Source organism: Thiocapsa sp. C2-2m (assembly GCF_041903745.1).
Taxonomy (GTDB): Bacteria; Pseudomonadota; Gammaproteobacteria; order Chromatiales; family Chromatiaceae; genus Thiocapsa; species Thiocapsa roseilacustris.
The window spans coordinates 13185-30679 of record NZ_JBBWVD010000048.1 but is presented as its reverse complement, the minus strand read 5'-3'; the positions used below and the strand labels follow the sequence as shown (position 1 = coordinate 30679).

21 protein-coding genes are annotated in these 17495 nt (G+C 63.2%); 3 read left to right on the top strand and 18 right to left on the bottom strand.

Features of this window, described 5'->3' with window-relative positions:
* Positions 1 to 132 precede the first annotated feature (132 nt).
* The 7 genes from AADX97_RS25625 to cydD all read right to left on the bottom strand — a co-directional run bounded on the left by AADX97_RS25625 (position 133) and on the right by cydD (position 7252).
* Positions 133 to 1146, bottom strand: a complete 1014-nt coding sequence (locus AADX97_RS25625) for a hypothetical protein (protein ID WP_374232486.1) — start codon at positions 1144 to 1146, stop codon at positions 133 to 135.
* A gap of 7 nt (positions 1147 to 1153) precedes the next feature.
* The gene (locus tag AADX97_RS25620; RefSeq protein ID WP_374232485.1) at positions 1154 to 1429 is read right to left on the bottom strand and encodes a twin-arginine translocation signal domain-containing protein; all 276 of its coding nucleotides are present in this window, start codon (positions 1427 to 1429) and stop codon (positions 1154 to 1156) included.
* 761 nt (positions 1430 to 2190) lie between these two features.
* Positions 2191 to 2412, bottom strand: a complete 222-nt coding sequence (locus tag AADX97_RS25615) for a hypothetical protein (RefSeq protein ID WP_374232484.1) — start codon at positions 2410 to 2412, stop codon at positions 2191 to 2193.
* Positions 2409 to 2699, bottom strand: a complete 291-nt coding sequence (locus tag AADX97_RS25610) for a type II toxin-antitoxin system Phd/YefM family antitoxin (RefSeq protein WP_374232482.1) — start codon at positions 2697 to 2699, stop codon at positions 2409 to 2411. Before AADX97_RS25610 ends, AADX97_RS25615 begins: the two co-directional genes overlap by 4 nt.
* A 181-nt stretch (positions 2700 to 2880) precedes the next feature.
* The gene (locus AADX97_RS25605; protein WP_374232481.1) at positions 2881 to 3450 is read right to left on the bottom strand and encodes a Uma2 family endonuclease; all 570 of its coding nucleotides are present in this window, start codon (positions 3448 to 3450) and stop codon (positions 2881 to 2883) included.
* Positions 3451 to 3680: 230 nt separating this feature from the next.
* A complete protein-coding gene (cydC, locus tag AADX97_RS25600; protein WP_374232479.1) occupies positions 3681 to 5414 on the bottom strand; it encodes a thiol reductant ABC exporter subunit CydC in 1734 nt (577 codons plus the stop codon).
* Positions 5411 to 7252, bottom strand: coding sequence for a thiol reductant ABC exporter subunit CydD (cydD, locus tag AADX97_RS25595; RefSeq protein WP_374232477.1), 1842 nt, complete (start codon positions 7250 to 7252; stop codon positions 5411 to 5413). The genes cydC and cydD overlap by 4 nt, the downstream gene beginning before the upstream one ends.
* A gap of 230 nt (positions 7253 to 7482) precedes the next feature.
* On the opposite strand from cydD, the gene AADX97_RS25590 reads away from it, so the two are divergent.
* Positions 7483 to 7734 (top strand): type II toxin-antitoxin system prevent-host-death family antitoxin, encoded by a 252-nt coding sequence (locus tag AADX97_RS25590; protein WP_374232475.1) that lies wholly within the window; start codon positions 7483 to 7485, stop codon positions 7732 to 7734.
* Positions 7735 to 8110: 376 nt separating this feature from the next.
* On the opposite strand, the gene AADX97_RS25585 is transcribed toward AADX97_RS25590, so the two are convergent.
* From AADX97_RS25585 to AADX97_RS25570, 4 genes are all read right to left on the bottom strand, one after another.
* Entirely contained in the window at positions 8111 to 8650 is a 540-nt protein-coding gene (locus AADX97_RS25585; protein ID WP_374232473.1) for a lipocalin family protein, read from the bottom strand.
* Positions 8647 to 9273 carry a DUF6134 family protein gene (locus AADX97_RS25580; RefSeq protein ID WP_374232471.1) on the bottom strand — a complete coding sequence of 209 codons (627 nt, stop codon included), beginning with the start codon at positions 9271 to 9273 and terminating at the stop codon, positions 8647 to 8649. Before AADX97_RS25580 ends, AADX97_RS25585 begins: the two co-directional genes overlap by 4 nt.
* A gap of 119 nt (positions 9274 to 9392) precedes the next feature.
* Positions 9393 to 10193, bottom strand: coding sequence for a DUF1295 domain-containing protein (locus AADX97_RS25575; RefSeq protein WP_374232470.1), 801 nt, complete (start codon positions 10191 to 10193; stop codon positions 9393 to 9395).
* A complete protein-coding gene (locus AADX97_RS25570; protein WP_374232469.1) occupies positions 10180 to 10746 on the bottom strand; it encodes a DUF2878 domain-containing protein in 567 nt (188 codons plus the stop codon). The genes AADX97_RS25575 and AADX97_RS25570 overlap by 14 nt, the downstream gene beginning before the upstream one ends.
* A 353-nt stretch (positions 10747 to 11099) precedes the next feature.
* Here AADX97_RS25570 and AADX97_RS25565 point away from each other — a divergent pair, with 353 nt between their 5' ends.
* Together AADX97_RS25565 and AADX97_RS25560 are read left to right on the top strand one after the other, a co-directional pair.
* Positions 11100 to 11774, top strand: a complete 675-nt coding sequence (locus AADX97_RS25565; protein ID WP_374232468.1) for an OmpA family protein — start codon at positions 11100 to 11102, stop codon at positions 11772 to 11774.
* Positions 11775 to 11932: 158 nt separating this feature from the next.
* Complete coding sequence (locus AADX97_RS25560; RefSeq protein WP_374232466.1) at positions 11933 to 12115, top strand: hypothetical protein; 183 nt, start codon at positions 11933 to 11935, stop codon at positions 12113 to 12115.
* A 149-nt stretch (positions 12116 to 12264) separates the two neighbouring features.
* Here AADX97_RS25560 and fdxB read toward each other — a convergent pair whose 3' ends face one another.
* From fdxB to nifE, 7 genes are all read right to left on the bottom strand, one after another.
* Positions 12265 to 12576 carry a ferredoxin III, nif-specific gene (gene fdxB / locus AADX97_RS25555; protein ID WP_374232465.1) on the bottom strand — a complete coding sequence of 104 codons (312 nt, stop codon included), beginning with the start codon at positions 12574 to 12576 and terminating at the stop codon, positions 12265 to 12267.
* A 33-nt stretch (positions 12577 to 12609) separates the two neighbouring features.
* Complete coding sequence (locus tag AADX97_RS25550) at positions 12610 to 12825, bottom strand: CCE_0567 family metalloprotein (protein ID WP_374232464.1); 216 nt, start codon at positions 12823 to 12825, stop codon at positions 12610 to 12612.
* Between the two features lie 121 nt (positions 12826 to 12946).
* Positions 12947 to 13420 carry a NifX-associated nitrogen fixation protein gene (locus AADX97_RS25545; protein WP_374232463.1) on the bottom strand — a complete coding sequence of 158 codons (474 nt, stop codon included), beginning with the start codon at positions 13418 to 13420 and terminating at the stop codon, positions 12947 to 12949.
* 60 nt (positions 13421 to 13480) lie between these two features.
* Complete coding sequence (locus AADX97_RS25540; RefSeq protein ID WP_374232461.1) at positions 13481 to 13936, bottom strand: SoxR reducing system RseC family protein; 456 nt, start codon at positions 13934 to 13936, stop codon at positions 13481 to 13483.
* Positions 13933 to 14424: a NifB/NifX family molybdenum-iron cluster-binding protein gene (locus AADX97_RS25535; protein WP_374232460.1), complete on the bottom strand. Its 492-nt coding sequence runs from the start codon at positions 14422 to 14424 to the stop codon at positions 13933 to 13935. Before AADX97_RS25535 ends, AADX97_RS25540 begins: the two co-directional genes overlap by 4 nt.
* Before the next feature lie 154 nt (positions 14425 to 14578).
* Positions 14579 to 15970, bottom strand: a complete 1392-nt coding sequence (gene nifN, locus AADX97_RS25530) for a nitrogenase iron-molybdenum cofactor biosynthesis protein NifN (protein ID WP_374232459.1) — start codon at positions 15968 to 15970, stop codon at positions 14579 to 14581.
* Positions 15963 to 17426: a nitrogenase iron-molybdenum cofactor biosynthesis protein NifE gene (nifE, locus tag AADX97_RS25525; protein ID WP_374232458.1), complete on the bottom strand. Its 1464-nt coding sequence runs from the start codon at positions 17424 to 17426 to the stop codon at positions 15963 to 15965. Before nifE ends, nifN begins: the two co-directional genes overlap by 8 nt.
* Positions 17427 to 17495 lie beyond the last annotated feature (69 nt).

Sequence of the window (17495 nt, the reverse complement as noted above, 5' to 3'; positions counted from 1 at the left end):
TGGGAGCCGGCGCGGCCAAGCCATCCAACACATGACGCATAACGCACCGGGCGCGGTTTAGATGAGTCGGCAATCTTTTAAGGTGGACCGCGCTGGCTGGATCTTCCGGCGGGAGCGCGGGATTCGGCTTGTTCATCCCTCACCCCGGATCTCCACCTGGAGCGTCGCACTTTGTCTCGGGGTGGATTCCCCGTAATACCAAAGTGCGGCAGAGTAGGACCGGTGATCACCCTGGGCTTGAATATCGATCTCCGCCCAGGTCATGGGCTTGGAATCGATCCAGGTTCCAGTGTTGATATAAATGCTGTCCTGCCGACCATGATGGAGCTCGAACACCGGTTTGTGCGTATGCCCGAACAGCACGATCCGGGGTGCGAAAGGATATAAGTTCCGCAACCTCTTCGGCATCTCGAGCAGCATATCTGCAGTGCGCGCCATATACCCGACCTCGTTCCAAAGGGCCAGGTCATTGTTGACGATGTTTTGCCTAACCGGCCATTTAGAGAGTATTGTTTTGTAAATGATGGCGATTTGCTCGACTCGTGGATCACGCGAGAATTGATCCTTACCATTCATGACGATCTTATCCCATGGACGCGCACCGGATGCGAGAGCGATTCCGTTGAAGATCGTGAAAATCAGCGCATCATCGAGCGTACCTTGGTCGTGCGGGTCGACCGGGTAGTCTTTATCGATGCGCGGCTGTTGATTCAACGAATCCGTGGTCTCTGTGATCCACTCTGCCAGCACGTCGGGGGTCGTGTACATTTTGCCCTCGGCAACCGATTGCGTCGCTGCAAGACGGGTGACGAAGTAGCCCAGTGGCAGATAACCTCCGGGGCGACTCCAAATGTCCGGGGCATTAAAGAGCGTATAGCGATGACCGTGTTCGGCCCAAATGACGGAATCACGAGAGTAAGCTCCGAGGCCCGGGCTTTCGGAAATGATGGTCATATCGGGGAAGGTGTTGGAGATCAATGCCTTGTTGTCCGCCTCGAACGACAAGAGGTCATGATTACCGGTAAGATAGGTGACTTGTATCGATGGATTTTCACAGATCGCCTGAAGCGCGGCGATGACATCCGCATTGTGCGGCGCTGTGATAATCTGTTCGAAAGTTTCGGGAGCCTCCTCGTAGGGTCGCACCCAGTCATCATCGCGGATCGCCGATGATGATGAGCTCGGAGACATCGGTCCGCGCATCGAGTGCTTTTAGAAAATCAGCCAGATCGGGCAAATGATTCAGTATCCACGAAACGCTGGGGTCGGCATTTAGGTGAATATCGCTGATGAAGACGATCTTAGCTCGATCGGTAGCCGGGAGGAGTGACGTGGGGGACAGCCAAAAAGGGGCCGCTTCGGCGTGGACTGCCCCGACGGACATTGCACCACCGACCGCAACTTGTTTCAGAAAATCACGACGCTTCATATCCGCACCTCGGCATGGCTTGGCATTAAAATGGCCTTCCGGATTATTCGTAACTCCAGCGACTTCGGCGGGGAGCGTGTGGAGTAGGCCATCTTGACCTGATACGATCAGGGCTGGAAGCCCTGACGACGCATGGCACACACGCTGTTGGTCGGGATCACGGCGAACTCACTCGAAAGTAAGCATCTCGCTCTGGATGCGGTTTAAGGATAGACCGTCCAATGAGTCGTGACAATCTTACGGGCAAAAGCGGTTCTCCGTTCAATGGCGGAGCCACTGTCTCGATCGGAGTACAGGCACATCGGCCGCTTGATTTTACGCGCACGCCTGGCTCTGTTTCAGCTCACGGCCGATTGGCGTCAGGCTGCGCGGTATTGCAGGATGAGCTTTTCGCGACGGTCGATAATCTCGGCTGAGGCCGTCGGCTTACGCCGCCGCGCCGCCGCGTCTCGCAGCAAGGCGCCTTGCGTGGCTTCCGGAATGAAGATAAGGGGCCAGGCTCAATTAGATTCTCTCCCTTCTGCCGGATTTAGGTGATTTCCGCAAACTTCTATACCCGTAGGTTGTGCTGACGATAGGAAGCACAACTTGCGCCGACGGTTGGTTGTGCCTCGCGCGGCTCGGCACAACCTACGCCGTTGGTATGAGGGTTTCCGGTATTCGCCTTAGTTGAGCCCGGCCTTTATTCGGCTCCAAGACGGGGCCAATCGCGGCGGCTCGGGTGAGATGTCGAGTCTCTAATGGGCGCAACGGGCCATCGCTCAGGCCCCCGTGCCGATTTTCGGATCGAACCAGTTCTCGACGATGAGGCTGGAGAAGTCCGCGAAGTCCTCGGTGTTGCGTGTCACGAGTACCAACCCATTGACGGCGGCGATGGCCGCGATCTGGCTGTCGGCGTGCGCCTCGATGCCGGGGAGGACAGGCACGGACGGACGTGCTCGGATCGGCTCGGAGACCACGTTGGTATCCAACAAGTATTTCATTCGGACCACTCGAAGCCGCGGTCCTGTGCTGCGCGATCGCGCCAAGACTCAATCTCTTCGGACTGCAGATCGATGGGTTCGAACTCGGGATCCGCGCGCATCTCCCGAATTGCGTCCCAGAAGGTTGGCCGGACAACACTTTGGCTCAGGCGACCGTACTCGGCTTCCGAGAGCAGCACGGCCACAGGGCGACCGCGGCGCGTAATGTGCACCGTCTCGCCGCGCTCGGCTTGGTAGATGAGGTGGGTGAGCCGGTTCCTTGCCTCGGCAATCGATGTCTCGGCCATGGGCTTATACTCGTGGCTAGGTTTATAGCCAGGTTACTGCAGCTTCCGTTAGGACGACACTGCGGGCTTCAGATTCGGCAAGGGGATGCTGAAGAGGGTGGAAAGGGACCGGGCTCAACGATAAACGCGAAAGCCGCCCCCGGCGAAGGTCAGAGCCCGCGGTCCCTGCCGAGCGGCATCTTCAACCCTCGAGCACGACGTCTTCGTAAAGATCGGCCACGGACGGTCGCGCCTTGAGGCCCCCGCAGGTGAAGGTCAGATCACCCTCCTCGATGATCTCGTGGCGCCAATCTCCCGCCTCAGTGCGCCGAAACCGTTCCACGCGGCGGCTGTCCTGCGCCACCAGCAGATAGTCGCGCAGTGACGGCAGGGTCCGGTAGGCGATGAGCTTTTCACGCCGGTCAATGATCTCGGTCGAGGGCGAGAGCACCTCGGCGATCAGACAGGGAGAGGTCTTGTAGAGCGACTCCCGGTCGTGCGGATCGCAGGTCAAGAGCACGTCCGGGTAGTAGAACGCCTCGTGTGCCGCCACCCGCACCGTCATGTCGCTGATGAAGACACCGCAGGGCGTGCCGCGGGTGGCTGCGCGCAGGTGAAACGCAATGTTCAGGCTGATCCGATTATGCACCTCGCCGGCTCCCGCCATGGCGAAGACCTGACCGGCGACATACTCGTGGCGGATGTCGCTGGCCAGCTCGCCTTGCAGATAGTCGTCGAGACCGATGTGAAGAAGCGCCGCGGGCTGGATCATGAGGATGGTCCTGTGCAGGGGTTTGCTGAACCGTGTCCAGAGCAAGATCGTCGGTTACGAGTGAGTCAAACCGTGAGCATACCCCGCGCCCGGGCAGTGACACGGTTTAAAATTGCATATTTTTCAGCATCCTAAACCGCGCCAGCTCCAACACTTGTGGTCTCAGCCGTAGCCGATCCAATCCAAGAACGACGCATGTTGCTGCAGACGCGGTTTAGCTCACCGCCAGCTTACGCCGCCGCGCCCGCGACGTCTCGCAGCAAGGCCCCTTGCGTGGCTTCCGGGATGACCTTGGAATCGCCGCGTGCGATCTCGCGCCCGTTGTCGAGAACCAGGACGCGATCGACCCAGTCCAGTCCGGCGGGACGGTGGGTGATGAGCAGCACGGTGCGCCCGACCATGAGACGGTCGAGCGCCTGCATGAGACTGCGCTCGGTCTCGGCATCGAGGCCCTCGGTGGGCTCGTCCAGCAGCAGGATGGGGGCATCCTTGAGCAGGGCGCGGGCAACCGCAATGCGCCGGGCCTGTCCGCCGGAGAGACGCACCCCGGTCTCCCCCACCCAAGTGCCGTAGCCGTCGGGCAGCTCGCTGATGAAATCGTGGATCTGGGCGACTCGGCAGGCGGCCTCGATCGCCTCCTGCGTAGCCTCGGGCGCAGCGATCTGCAGGTTCTCGCGGATGGTGGTGTCGAAGAGATAGGTCTGCTGGCTGACCACCGCGATATGACTGCGCAGGTCGTCTCCACGGAAGGTGGTGATGGAGTGACCGCCGATGCTGATGTCTCCGGCATCCGGTTCCCAAAAACGCAGCAGCAGGTTGAAGAGCGTGCTCTTGCCCGAGCCAGTGGCGCCGACGACCGCGGCACGGGTGCCCTCCGGGACCTCGAGATCGATATCGGCGACAGCCAGTGTCGCGGCACCCGGATAGCTGAATCCGACACCGCTGAAGCGGATGTCGAAGCGCTCCGGTCGGGGCGAGGGTGCGGCCGGCTCGACGACGGGCGGATCGGTATCGACGATGGCGAAGATCCGCCGCGCCGCGGCCAACGTCCGCCCGAGAAGCTGGAAGGCATGAGGCAATGGCGCGACGGCCTCGAAGCTCGCCAGCGTGAAGAGTGCGAGCATGGCCAATTGCGGAGGCATCAGGGTGCCGTCGTGCACCATGGGGATGCCGAGCCAGAGCAGCACCCAGAGGCTCAGGCTCGCGCTCAGACCGACCGCCGCCTGGGTGACGCCGTGATCGCTGCTCAAGCGGGCCTGATCGGCGATCAGGCGCCGCCCCAGGCCGTCGACGCGCTCGGCCTGGCGCGCGTTGGCCCCGTAGATCGTCAGCTCGGCCATACCCTGAACACCGTCGATGACGGCCGCACGCAGCTCGGCCTCGTCCTCGGCGAGCCGCCGCCCGGGGGCCTGACCGCGCCCTTGCGCCCAGACGGGCAAGGCGACGCCGGCGATCAGCAGGAAGGCAAGCCCGGAGAGCGCCAGCAACGGGTCGTGCAGGAGCAGAAAGATGAAGAAGAGCACCGCGCTGATAGCGGCGACCGCCACGGGCACCAGCACGCGGACATAGAGGTTGTCCAGGGCGTCGATGTCGGCACGGATGCGGCTCAGCAGATCGCCGCTGTGATACTGCTGCAGACGCGCGGGAGCCAGCGGCTCGAGATGGCGGTAAAACCAGACCCGCAGCTCGGCGATCAAACGGAAGGTAGCCTCGTGGTTGACCAAGCGCTCGGCGTAGCGGCCGGCAGTGCGCATGACGGCGCTCAGGCGGATCAAGGCGGCGGGCGCGAAGTAGTTGATGGCGACCCCGGCGACACCGGCCACCGCCATGGCGGTGATGAACCAACCCGCCAAGGCCATGAGCGCGACATTGGCGATCAGGGTCAGGAGGGCGATCAGGGTGCCGGCAATCATCCAGCCGCGATAGGGCCGGAACAGGCTCCAGAGACGCAACAGCTCCTTCATCGGTCGTCCTCCCGATCCGGATTCCAAGGGTCGGCCTGCGCGGGAGCGGTTTGGCCGTAGGCCGCGATCATCCGGGCGTAGATCCCGTTCGCCGCGGAGAGGGTCTCATGCGTCCCGGACTCGGCGACTCGACCCGACGCGAGCACCAGGATACGGTCTGCCCGGCGCACGGTCGCAAGCCGGTGGGCGACGACCAAGAGGGTGCGACCCTTGGCCAGCTCCTCGATGCCCTCCTGCACCAGACGCTCGCTCTCGGGATCGAGGTTGGCCGTCGCCTCGTCCAGGATAACCAGCGGGGCGTCGCGCAGGAAGGCGCGGGCAAGGGCGATGCGCTGGATCTGACCGCCCGAGAGACCCGCCCCGCGCTCGCCGACCAGGTTGTCGTAGCCGGCGGGCAATGCCTCGATGAAGTCGGCGGCACGGGCACGACGGGCCGCCGCGCGGACCGACTCGAGATCCGCATCCGGGCAGCCGAGCCGGATGTTGTCGCCGATCGTTCCCTGAAAGAGACGCGGCTGCTGCGGGACCCAGGCAAGGTGGCTGCGCCACTCCTCGAGATCGAGGTCGGCAAGTGCCTGATCGCCGATCAAGATCCGACCCGAGGTCGGCGAGAGGAAACCCAGCAGTAGGTTGATCACGGTGGTCTTGCCGGCCCCGCTGGTCCCGACCAGCGCGACACGGGCGCCTGCGGGGACCTCGAAGTCCATGCCGCACAATGCATCGCGGCCCTCTTCGTAGCTGAAATGCACATTCTGAAAACGCAGACCAAAGGGGCGTGGGGCCTGCAGTGGGGCATGACCGGATGCGGCCCGATCGGGCGCGTTCGAGTCGGATGCGGATCGCGCCTCCGGCTCGGCATCCAGCACCCGGATCATCTGCTCGGCGGCGGCGGAGGCGGCCATCCGCGCGTGGTACTGGACTCCCATGTTGCGCAAGGGGGCATAGAACTCGGGCGCCAACATGAGGATAAAGAGGCCCTGCAGATAGGTGATCTCGGGGAGCGCGTTCAGCCATTCCGGCAGCGGCATCACCAACCCGTAGAGCCGAAAGCCGACGAACACCGCGATGATGGCGATGCCGATGGCGGCGAAGAACTCCAGAACGGCGGAGGAGAGAAAGGCGACCCGCAAGACCTGCATGGTGCTGCTGCGATAGGCGTTGGAGATGCGCGTGACCTCGTCAGCCTCGCGACGGCTCGCCCCGAAGAGCTTCAGGGTCGTCAGGCCCTGGATGACGTCGAGGAAGTGCGAGCTCATGCGCGCGAGCTCCTTCCATTGGTGCTGATTCTTGGACTGAGCGCTCGATCCGATGAGGATCATGAAGAGCGGGATCAGGGGGGCGGTCACCAGCATGACCGCACCCGCGACCCAGTCCGCAGGAAAGACCACGACCAGGATCACCACGGGCAGGATCATCGTCAGGGTCATGGCTGGAAGAAAGCGCGCGTAATACCCCTCCAGGTCATCGATCCCCTTGGTGAGCATTTCGACCAAGGCACCGCTGCGCTCGTTGGCCAGATAGCGCGGGCCGAGTCGTTGCAGGTGGCGGAACACCTGATCGCGCAACCCGCTGCGAACCAGGGCAGCGGCCTGGAAGGCCGAGCGCTCGCCCTGCCAAACGGTGAAGCCGCGCATCAGGAAGAGGCCCAGCAAGACGGCCATCAAGTGACCGATCTCGGTCAGACCCGCCCCCTCGAAGATCACGGCGTTCAGGATCAAGGCAAGCAACCAGGCTTGTGCGATGGCGAGCAGCCCTTGCCCGACGCCTAGACCGATGGTGTGCGTCAGCGCAGCACCGGCAAGCGGGCGGTGAGACTTGAGCCAAGCGTTGACGGACATGATGCGATCTGCCTGGAGGCGGGCCGGTCGACCCGAATCGGGGGAGGATAAGGAAGGGAAGACCGGCAGGGCAACGAAAAAACTCACATGAGGAGGCTGCTCTCGCGCCGAGAAGCGCCGAACACATGGCCATTAACACGAAAAACGACGCGGATGAGGATCGACGCCCATTGAACGAATCGAACGATTCGGCTAGTTTAGCCATCATTCAACAGCGACCGAGCCCGAGTATGCGAACCTTCACAGCCAACGAAGCCAAGACCCATTTCGGAGAATTCATCGACCGCGCGCAACGCGAGCCGGTTCGCGTCACACGCCGGAATCGGGTCGTGGGCATCATGGTGTCGCCGAGCGACTTTGAGGCCATGCGGGTCTTCTACGCCGATCGGCTGCGCCGGACCCTGGATCAAACCGCGGATCACGCCAAAGCTCAGGGGCTGACCGAGGAGCAGCTCGATGCGCTTCTGGCCGATGACAGTTAAACCGCGCCCAGCGGGTCATACGATCTTTTTGGATGTGATCGGCCCCGGCGGACTTGACGACCGTCGGAGCCGGCGCGGTTTAATAGAATAGAAAACCTTATTCTGAACCGCTCCCCCGCTAAGGAACGATTCAATAAAACCGAAACCCGTAGGATGGGTAGAGCAAAGCGAAACCCATCCAGCCCGCGCCAAGGGCATCGGCCCAAAACCCGGAAGCCGTGCGCCGTCGCTACAGGTACGATTCAGCAACGTGGCCGGATTCATAAGCGAGGCACCGACGGGCCGCGTGGCGTAAAGTGCTTCACTGGTCAGCTTGGCGCCATGGTTCCCGGAATTTGCCCAAGCATCCCTGTCCGCGTCTCACTCGCCAGACGCCTCAATCCGCCGGACGCTGCGGCACCTTCTCAATCTTGCTCGTGTCGTAGCCGAGCCCGCCGAGGAAGGCGACGATCTCGTCGTACTTGGCCTGCGGAATCTCGGGCTCGCGGGCCATGATCCAGACATAGTCGCGCTTGGACCGGCCAATGACGGTGATGCCGTAATCGGGCTCCAGCCAGACAATGCGGAAGTCGGCCTTGAAGGGCCAGATGAACTGCATCCACCAGAGTGCATTGGTGTCGGTATCGCGCACGAAACCCTTCGGATTGTGCGTCTTCAGCGGACCGTCAAACCCGTCCTTGTTGAAGGTGAAGGTGGTCGCGATGGTGCCGTCCGGATTGAGCGCGTAGGACTCCACGGCATTGTAGGCGCCCTTCTCCACGAAGGTCGGGATGTTGGCGATCACATACCACTTGCCCATGAAGCGTTCGAGATCGACCTGTTTGACGGTATCCATGGGCGCGCCTCCTTCTTCGGTACAGCCGCTCGCAAGGGCGAGCATGAGTATGGTGAGCACAAGCGCCGAGAGTCTCTTCATGTCGGCGCCATCCGTTGGTAACGCAGCGTCTTGCCCTTGCCGGTATCGCTTTCGAGACCGATCCATCCGTGCTCGTCCGAATACCAGAGGATGAGCTCGAGCTCGTCGGTGCTGAGCTTATAGCGCGCCGCGGCAACCTCTTCGCCGCCGAAGCGGATCGCGTCGGTTCCTTGCGGCTGCACCCGGACCGGCACCAGCTCGCCGGTCTGAGGGTTCAGGAGGCTCTCCTGTTTCAGAAAATCACGGTCCCAATAGGCGAAGGTCATGACGCAGCCGGGCAGACGCCGCGACACACCGTTGACCGACAGGGCGAGCGACTCCCCGCTGTCTTCGCCGCGCACACGGTAGTCCTTGCCGTTGTCGTCCGTGCTGGCGTCGATCGTCTGCAGACAGCCGTCGCGCCAGGTCTCGCGACTCTCGTGGCGGTAGCTGTAGGCGGTGAAGATCCAGAAGTTGATGTCGAAGCTGGCCCGGCTCGACACCTGCGCCTCCTCGCCGAGCGCACGGATATCGAAGCTGTGCTCGCCGATTGGATCCTGGTCGAGGAAGACCTTGAACCTCAGATTCGCCGACTCGGTGTTGGCGGATGCCAAGGGTGCGGCCCCGACCATCAGAAGAGCCATAGCGCCAGTCGACCACCAACGGCGCCTGCCCCGAACCCGACTTTCCTGCCCGGTCGCGCGTAGCGACCGGCACCAGCGTTGTCCCGTTTCCATCTGCATCTCTCCAGGTACCTAATCTCTCAAAGACTCGAATCACTCCGGGCCCGCCGCGGCGGCCCCGGAAAAAAGGCGTTGGTCCGCGCGATATAGTCGCGGTAAGCCGGCCGACGCTCGCCGATATCCTTTTCCAACAAGGCCACGCCGGACACGCGCAGCAGCAGGAAGGTCATGAGCACCGGCGAGACGATCGTCCACCAGCCGCCGGCCGCGAGCGCAAACAGGAAGTAGCCCCACCAGATGCAGGCCTCGCCGAAATAGTTGGGATGGCGGGTATAGCGCCAAAGTCCCTGATCCATCACCTTACCCTTGTTCTCGGGCCGGGCCTTGAAATCGGCCAGTTGTTGATCACCGACGGCTTCGAAGAAGAGTCCGACCAGCCAAAACGACAACGCCGCGTAGTCGAGCCACCCGAGCGGGTTGGTACCGAGTGTCGCCGCAAGCAGCGGAAGCGCGATGATCCAGGCGAGGATCGCCTGCAGCCCGAAGACAATATAGAGGCTCTTCCAGCGAAACCCCGGCTCGTTCTCCGCCCGAATCGCCTGGTAGCGCCGATCCTCGCCGTGGCCCCAGTTGCGTTTGGTGATGAAGACGCTGAGGCGCACCGCCCAAAGCGTGACCAGGAAGAAAACCAGATAGGCACGCTCGCCCACTTCGGGTGCACCCAGCAGGAAGACCGCGGCCATGAGCAGGAAGAAGAGCGACCAGAGCGAGTCGACAATGCTGACGTCGTTCAACTTCAAGCTGACGAGCCAGGCGCCGAGAGCCATGCCGAGCGCGGCGCCCAAGCCGGTGAGATAGAGATCGAGATCAAACACCTGCATTGTTCTCCGTGACTGTGGTCAAGGTAGCCGCCTTCGGGAAGCCGGCGCCGTCGAAACGCTGCGCCAGCCAAGCACTCAGGGGCATCAGGAACGACCAGCCACCCGCAAGTACAGCCATCGCCACGAACGTGTCGGGGAAGGCGACGGCACCGAGCTGTTGTCCGCCATAGAAGGCGAGGGGTCCGCCGATCGCACCGAGTACGACCGCCAAGGTCCAACGCCCTTTCAGCCAGCTCAGTGCAACGTTCAGGGTCGTCGCAAAGGCCACCCACATGGCGATGATCCAGATCGGGGCAAGCCAGGGCAGAAGCATGCCGGACGAGTACTCGAGAAACCCGAAGCGCACCAGGAAGCCGTCCCACACAGCCCCGATGGCGCCGACGAGCACCAACAACATCGCCTCGCGACGCGGCGCGTCGGACATCCGAAGGTGCAAGGCAACGACCAGTGCGGCCACGCCGACCCCAAGCCAGGGCCATCCGTGTGCACCGCCCAGCACGCAGGCGAACCAGGCGATCTGGAAGGCGACGAGGTTGACGATAAGTCTGAGCATGGATCGCATGTCCCGCGAATGGTCTTTCGTTCGGGACCATGTTGTGTCGCTCAAGCCCGAGACAAGCGTAGACGCCGATTCGCACCCGTACGCGGCGCGTGACGCATCACATGACCGATGAGCACCGACACGCTGACGAAGCAGCATGAAAAGGGGCCATTTCAGCCACGCCTCCCCGACACGAGCCGTACGCGTCTCTGTTATGATCGCCGGTTGGAATCTTCGGCCCTTTTAATCTCTTAAACCGCGCCGACCCCAGCGGTCGTCAAGTCTGCCGGGGCCGATCCCATCCAAAAAACATCGCATACCGCGCTGGGCGCGGTTTAACTACGGATCGCCTCGGGAGAACCCAAATGACATCACGTCCGTTGAACCGCCTCGCCGCCTCCGCCCTTGCCGCCGTTCTCGTCGTGGGCTGCGCCGCCGACGGCTCCGGCCTGACCGAGACCGGCGCCGGCGCAGCACTCGGCACCGCCGGGGGGGCTGCCGCGGGCGCGATCATCGGCTCGCTCAGCGCCAATGCAGGCCGCGGGGCCTTGATCGGCGCGGTGGGCGGTGCGCTGATCGGGACCGCCGTCGGGGCCTATATGGAGAACCAACGCAAGGACTTCGAGGCGGCGCTCGCCGACGAGATCGCCGCGGGCATGATCAGTGTGCAGAAACTGCCGAACGATCAACTGCTGGTGCGCATGACGGGGGCCACGACCTTCGAGATCGATTCTGACCGCATCCAGCCCGGCTTCTACAGCACCATGGACAAGATCTCGGCGATCGTCAGAAAGTACGGCAAGACCGAGCTCTTGATCTCCGGACACACCGACAGCACCGGCTCTGCGGAGCACAACCAGCTCCTTTCGCAACGGCGCGCCGGTGCCGTTCAATACTATATGGAGGGTGACGGCGTGTTGCCGCAGCGCATCATCGCCACCGGCTACGGCAAGAATCAGCCGATCGCCTCGAACGAGACCGAAGCCGGCCGGCAGCTCAACCGTCGGGTCGATATCACCATCGTGCCCATTACGGCTTGATCGGGACAGCGAATCCGGCAGATCGCTCGACCGGCCGCGATCCCGGCAGGCCGATCGAGCGTCGCCCCCCAATCCACTGAGCAGACAGGAGCGGGCGGGGGCTGAGATTTCAGGGTTGGCGATCAACCGACGTCTGGCCGATCGAGATCGATACGCCCTTGAACACGCTGGATCGACTGCTGTCGTACGATGACGCCGAAATCAACCGCGCCTTCGCCGATGCCGCACCGACCCTGCGCCGGTCGTTCGGCGAGGAGATCGTGACGCTGGGGCGGATGACCGACTCCTACGCTTATCCCGCCGCCCTTGAGCGGATTCGGGCGTTGCGGGAGCGACATTAACCCGTCAGCACCTGTAGGTTGTGCTGACGATAGGAAGCACAACTTGCGCCGACGGTGGGTTGTGCCTCGCATGGCTCGGCACAACCTACGGTGAGGTTCGCGTAAAGCGCTCCGATGCGCAGCTTGGCATCAGGGTTTCCGGAATGCGTCTAAGCGGCAGCCGCAAGAGGCTCGTGCGAGAGACACTTCTTGGGACAGACCCGTGAGCACGCCTGACAGCCGATACAGTCGAGCGCGTCCTTGAGATTCATCACCATCCCGGGCGCCTCATCGAACTCGTCGTCGCCCTCGTCTTCGAGCGCTTCCAGATCGAGATCCTCGCGGTCGACCAGCTCAAAGACATCGCGCGGACAGACCTTATAACAGCGACCGCAGCCGATGCAGTTATTTTGGTTGATGCTCTCAATGAACGCAGGGGTCCATTCGACCCCGCCGCGGGTAATACCGGTGATGACACTCATGGCTGTTTCTCCATGTTCGGAAAATGGGTTCGTTCAAGCACTCTCGGCCTGCGCCGCCTTGAGCGCTGCATTGGCCTGTGCCCACGCGCGGCAAGCATCGTAAGTGGCCTGGGCAATGCCGGGGATCTCCTCGTAACCCGCGGGCAACCGATCCTCCACCAGGTCATGCAGCTCCCCGGCCCGCTCGGTGGCGATCCGTTTCGCCTTGCTCACGGCCTTCTCCAAGGCACGAATCTCATCAGCCGTCATCCCGGAAACCCCCAAGTTTTACGCACTTTTTTCAGTTACTTGAATCGCGCCATCACGAAGGTTGTGGACCGCTACCAGGTTCGAGCCCCAACCAATCGACGCAGTTGACGGCGAGCGCGATTCAAAGACCCGCCACCTTCGAATGCTCACCGATCAGCTCAAGCGCGACCGACAACACCTTGTCGGCCTCGTCCTTCATCTTCGATAAGGTCGGGAAGCCGAACCGGTGCACGTCGCGCAGTGAGCGATCCAGCACGACCAGCTTGCCGACCGTGATGACGACGCGCCCGAACCCTTCGTGGGTCAGGTAGACCAAAGGCACGGCCATCAGTCCGCATTCGGATTCGATCATCGCCGAGATGGCGTTGTAGTAGGCCTTGATTCGGGCCACGACGGTCTCGTCGGGATCCCCGACCAAGGGGATCTGCTGGCGCTTCTCCTTGGTCAGGATGAAGGGCTCCAGGAGCTCCGCAGTGGAGAGTCCGTCGAATTCGCCGTAGGGGTCGATGGCGCGCATCTGGCGGTCCATCTCGATAACGAACTGGGACTGCATCAGGCCCTCGTCGGCGGCGATTCCGGCAGGTATCTCGGTCATGGTGATTTCCTCTTCTAAGTGGCTGTCCGTCTTGGACATGTTGTGTATGCTGATCCTGTTTCAGAAAGGCATCGGAACATTGGCCGAGGCCCCGCGGCGGACCAGGACAGGGCGATAGCGCTCGCGGGCGGATGGCCCGCCGGTGATGCGTCCGCTCAGCCAGAGTCCGCCCCCGAGTCCGGCGAGTCCGAGCAGGGCCACGGTCCCCTCGCCCGCGCCCAGACGCGTCGCCACGCCTGCGCCGGCAATCAGGAATACCAGCGGGATCAGGTAGGCGACGAACGATGCTCGTACCAGTGTCCCGTCCGGGATGCCGATCACGACCTGCTCGCCGACCCGCAGCCCCTGTGCGTCGTCGATCCGCAACCGGCTCCGTGGCGCACCAAACAGTTTTGCAAGCACCGAGGTGCCGCAGCTGCCTGCACTTTCGCAGTGCCCGCAGGCGCTCTGCCGAACGGTTTCGACCCAGGCAACACCCGGCTTCACATCGACCACGGTGGCGGGTGTCTCGATCATTCGCTCCAGCCCTCCGCCTCCATCGCATCGAAGCGATGGTTGCGCTCGGGTGCCCGGCCGGCGAGTGCGCGCGCGAGCCAAGCGCTTGGGCCGTCACGCAGCTCCCCTTGTAGGTCGCGGATCAAACGGCTGACCGAGGTTCCCGGACTGACCTTCATCGGCTGGATACCCTTGGCGCGAAGCTGACTCACTGCGGAGGCCCCGACCGCCTGGCAATAGACGACGTCGCAGCCTTCAAGCGCCGCAATCTTGGCGGCGAGCTTGTCCTCGTTGCCGTCCATCTCGAGCCGCGCGAACTGGATCGCCTCAAGCAGGTGATGCTCGCGCGGATCAATCACATAGACGACGAACGACTCGGCCGCGCCGAAGTGCTGGTCGATCTGCTTCATGTCCGAGGAGGCGAAGGCCGCCTTGATGCGTGTCTCGGTCTCCATCGATGTCGCCTCGCCGCTCATGCTTAGGACCTTTAGTCGTCGTTCCATTCCCATCGGGGCTCCTTAAAGCGCTTCTTTGGTCGCGGCGCGTGTGTGTTTCATAGGCTCTCATCCGGTCAGCAACGTCGCGGTTCATGAAAGCCGCGCTTTAAGGACAAGTAAAACAACTGCTTGTGTAAGCTCTGTTCGAGGCTCGACATGACGCCGATCAGTGCGTGCGTGATTCGGCGCAAACCTTGTCCGGGCGCTGCTTGAGCTTAGAGCGATAGGGATGGATTTCGCCGCGCTCCTCGCCGAGCAGTAGATTGGCCAGATCGAAGATGGCGTCGCGGGTGCCGCGATAGCCGATCCAGGTCCGCTGAAAACCGCCGACGCGGTCGTACTGCGGGAAGCCAGCGCGCAGCAGGGGGATGCCTAAGCGCTCGGCGGTGTGGACCGCATGCGAGTTGCCGATCAGGATCTCGGCGTCGCGTTCGCGGGCGGTGATCTCGAGATCCTCCAGATCGCCGATCTTGACCTCGCGTGCGGCGACATCCTGCAGCGCCTGCGCGTTGGCCGGGGCCACGGCGGCGACCACCTCGGCCCCGACGCTCGCGAGCATCCGACTGAAGCCGACCAACAGGTCCGCCTCTGCGGCGATCGCGAAGCGCGACATCCCCAACATGAAGTGGCAGTCGAGCAGGGCGTCCTGGAGCTGCGCGCGCTGCCGCTCGATCTTGGCCGGGACCGGGCGCTCGGCGATCCGCGAGAGCGTCATCACAAGTCCGTCGACGGCATCGATGTCCATCAGATGTCCGAAGCGATAATCCGGAACACCGGTGCGCTCCACCAGGGCATCGGCCGCCGCGTCCATCGAGGCGCCGATCACCAGGGTCGCCACGGCATCGCCGACGCTCGCCAGATCGCTCACGCGGGTGCCGCCGATGGTCAGAGGGCTGTAATCCGTCTCGGGCAGATGGCCGTCGAGCGAGTCCGAGAGATCCGGCAGCACCATCGGGGACAGCCCGAACGCCTCGATCAGATCCTTGAGATGCTCGATATCGCCGGGCGTCAGATGCGATCCGGGCAGGACATTGACCTGACGTTCGCGACGTCCCGGCCAGGTGCCGGCCTCGGCGCGGGTCGGAACGAGCGTCTCGATGATCGCCTTGGTCGCCTGGGCGTAGCCGGACTCCATACAGCCGGTGAAGTCCGGTGTGGAGACCGGCACGACCGCGATGCCCGCGAACTGCGGCCAGGTCTCGCGAAAGACCCGCACCGCCATCTCGATGTCCGCGCCCTGGGTCTCGACCAGGCCGGTGGTCGGCAGCCCGATCAGGTCCGGCGCACTCTTCTCGCAAATGGTCTTGAGCCCTTCGACGACCTGAGCCTCGCTGCCCATGATGGCGCTGACCTGATCGATCGCCGTGGTCTGCAAGGGGATCGGCTCGCGAAAATGCCGCACGAAGAAGATCTTGCCGAAGGCAGTGCAACCTTGGGATCCGTGCAGCATCGGGATGGTCCGATTGAACCCGAGGAAGGCGAGTGCCGCGCCGACCGTGTTGCTGGCCTTCAGCGGGCTGACCGACAGGGCCTTGTTGCGTTTGATGATCTCAGGCATGGGAGGGCACCTCGACAGGGGCGCTTTCGTGTGCGGCGAGCGCTAGGGACTTCACTGTCGTCCGAGGGGCTTGCCCGTCGAGCGCTGCCCAGGGCGCCGGACGCCGCACCGCCTCCCAGATCGGGCTCTCGACCGTCAGACAGAGCTGGCGTGCCAGCTCCACCATGCCGACATAGCCGGCATAGCCGAATTCGCGCTCTTGATTGATGTCGAGGAAGGGGATGCGGGCCTTGAGCGCCGTGTAGAGGTTGCGACCGCCGGCGATCAGGATGTCGACGTCGTTCTCTCGGACCCGATCGATCAGACCGCGCGGATTGCCGTCCTCGATCATGACCGCGTCCTCGCCCATCAGCTCACGGATGCGCGCCTTGTCCTCCTCCGTGGACTTGCGGGTGCCGGTCGCGACCACCGTCATCCCGAGATCCTGCAAGGCCGAGATGATCGACCAGGATTTGACCCCGCCGGTATAGAGCAGAACCTTCTTGCCCTGCAGACGCGCCCGATAGGGTTCGAGTGCCGCGTGGATCTTGGCCTCCTCGCGGGCGATGAGTGCTTCGGTGCGGCGGGTCAGATCCGGGTCGTCGATGATCCGCGCAAAATCGCGCAGGGCCTGCGAGACGTCCGCGACGCCGTAGAAGCTGCCCTCGAACCAGGGGATCCCGTAAGTCTCCTTGAGCTTGCGCGCGACGTTGATCATGGCCTTGGAGCAGACCATCATGTTGACCTCCGCGCGGTGCATGGTCTGCACCTCGTGGAAGCGCGCATCCCCGGAGAGGCTGCAGAGCACGCGCAGACCCAGCTCGTCGAGCAGCGGCAGGACGTTCCAGAGCTCGCCGGCGATATTGTACTCGGCGACCAGATTCACATCGTGGACCTTGAAGCCCTCGCGCTCGATCCCCGGCGGGACCGGATCGGGCTCACGGCCGCCGCAGACCTGCGCGACCATGGTCTCGCCGGCGATCCGATTGCCGAGGTTCTTGGTCCCGTAGAAGCCGGCGGCATCGACCGAGATCACGGGCGTGCCCCACCGCTTCTGCGCCTCCCGACAGACCGCGCCGACATCGTCGCCGGTCAGGGCCGGCACGCAGGTGTTGTAGACGAAGACCGCCGCGGGCTTGTAGCTGTCGATCGCCTGCTTGATCCCGAGGAAGAGCCGCTTCTCGCTGCGGCCCATGATGACGTCCTGCTCGGTCAGATCGGTCGTCATCCCGATCTTGTAGAGGCTCGGACCGCTCGAGCGCGCCCCGCGGTTGTCCCAGGAGTTGCCGGCGCAGGCGATGGAGCCATGCACGATGTGCGCGACATCCGCGATCGGCAGGAGCGCGATCTGTGCCCCGTCGAAGGAGCAGCCACCGGCCGTCGCGCCGGGCTTGAGCTTGGCGCAGCCCGACTTGTCCTTCGCGTTGTGCGCACACGCCGGCTCGTCGAGCAGCGCGGCGATCTCTTTTTGTTTCATGAAGGCTCCAAAGGCGTTCGCTTTGGAGCTTTGTAAGCAGACGTTATGCCAATCGCTATACTTTTGTTT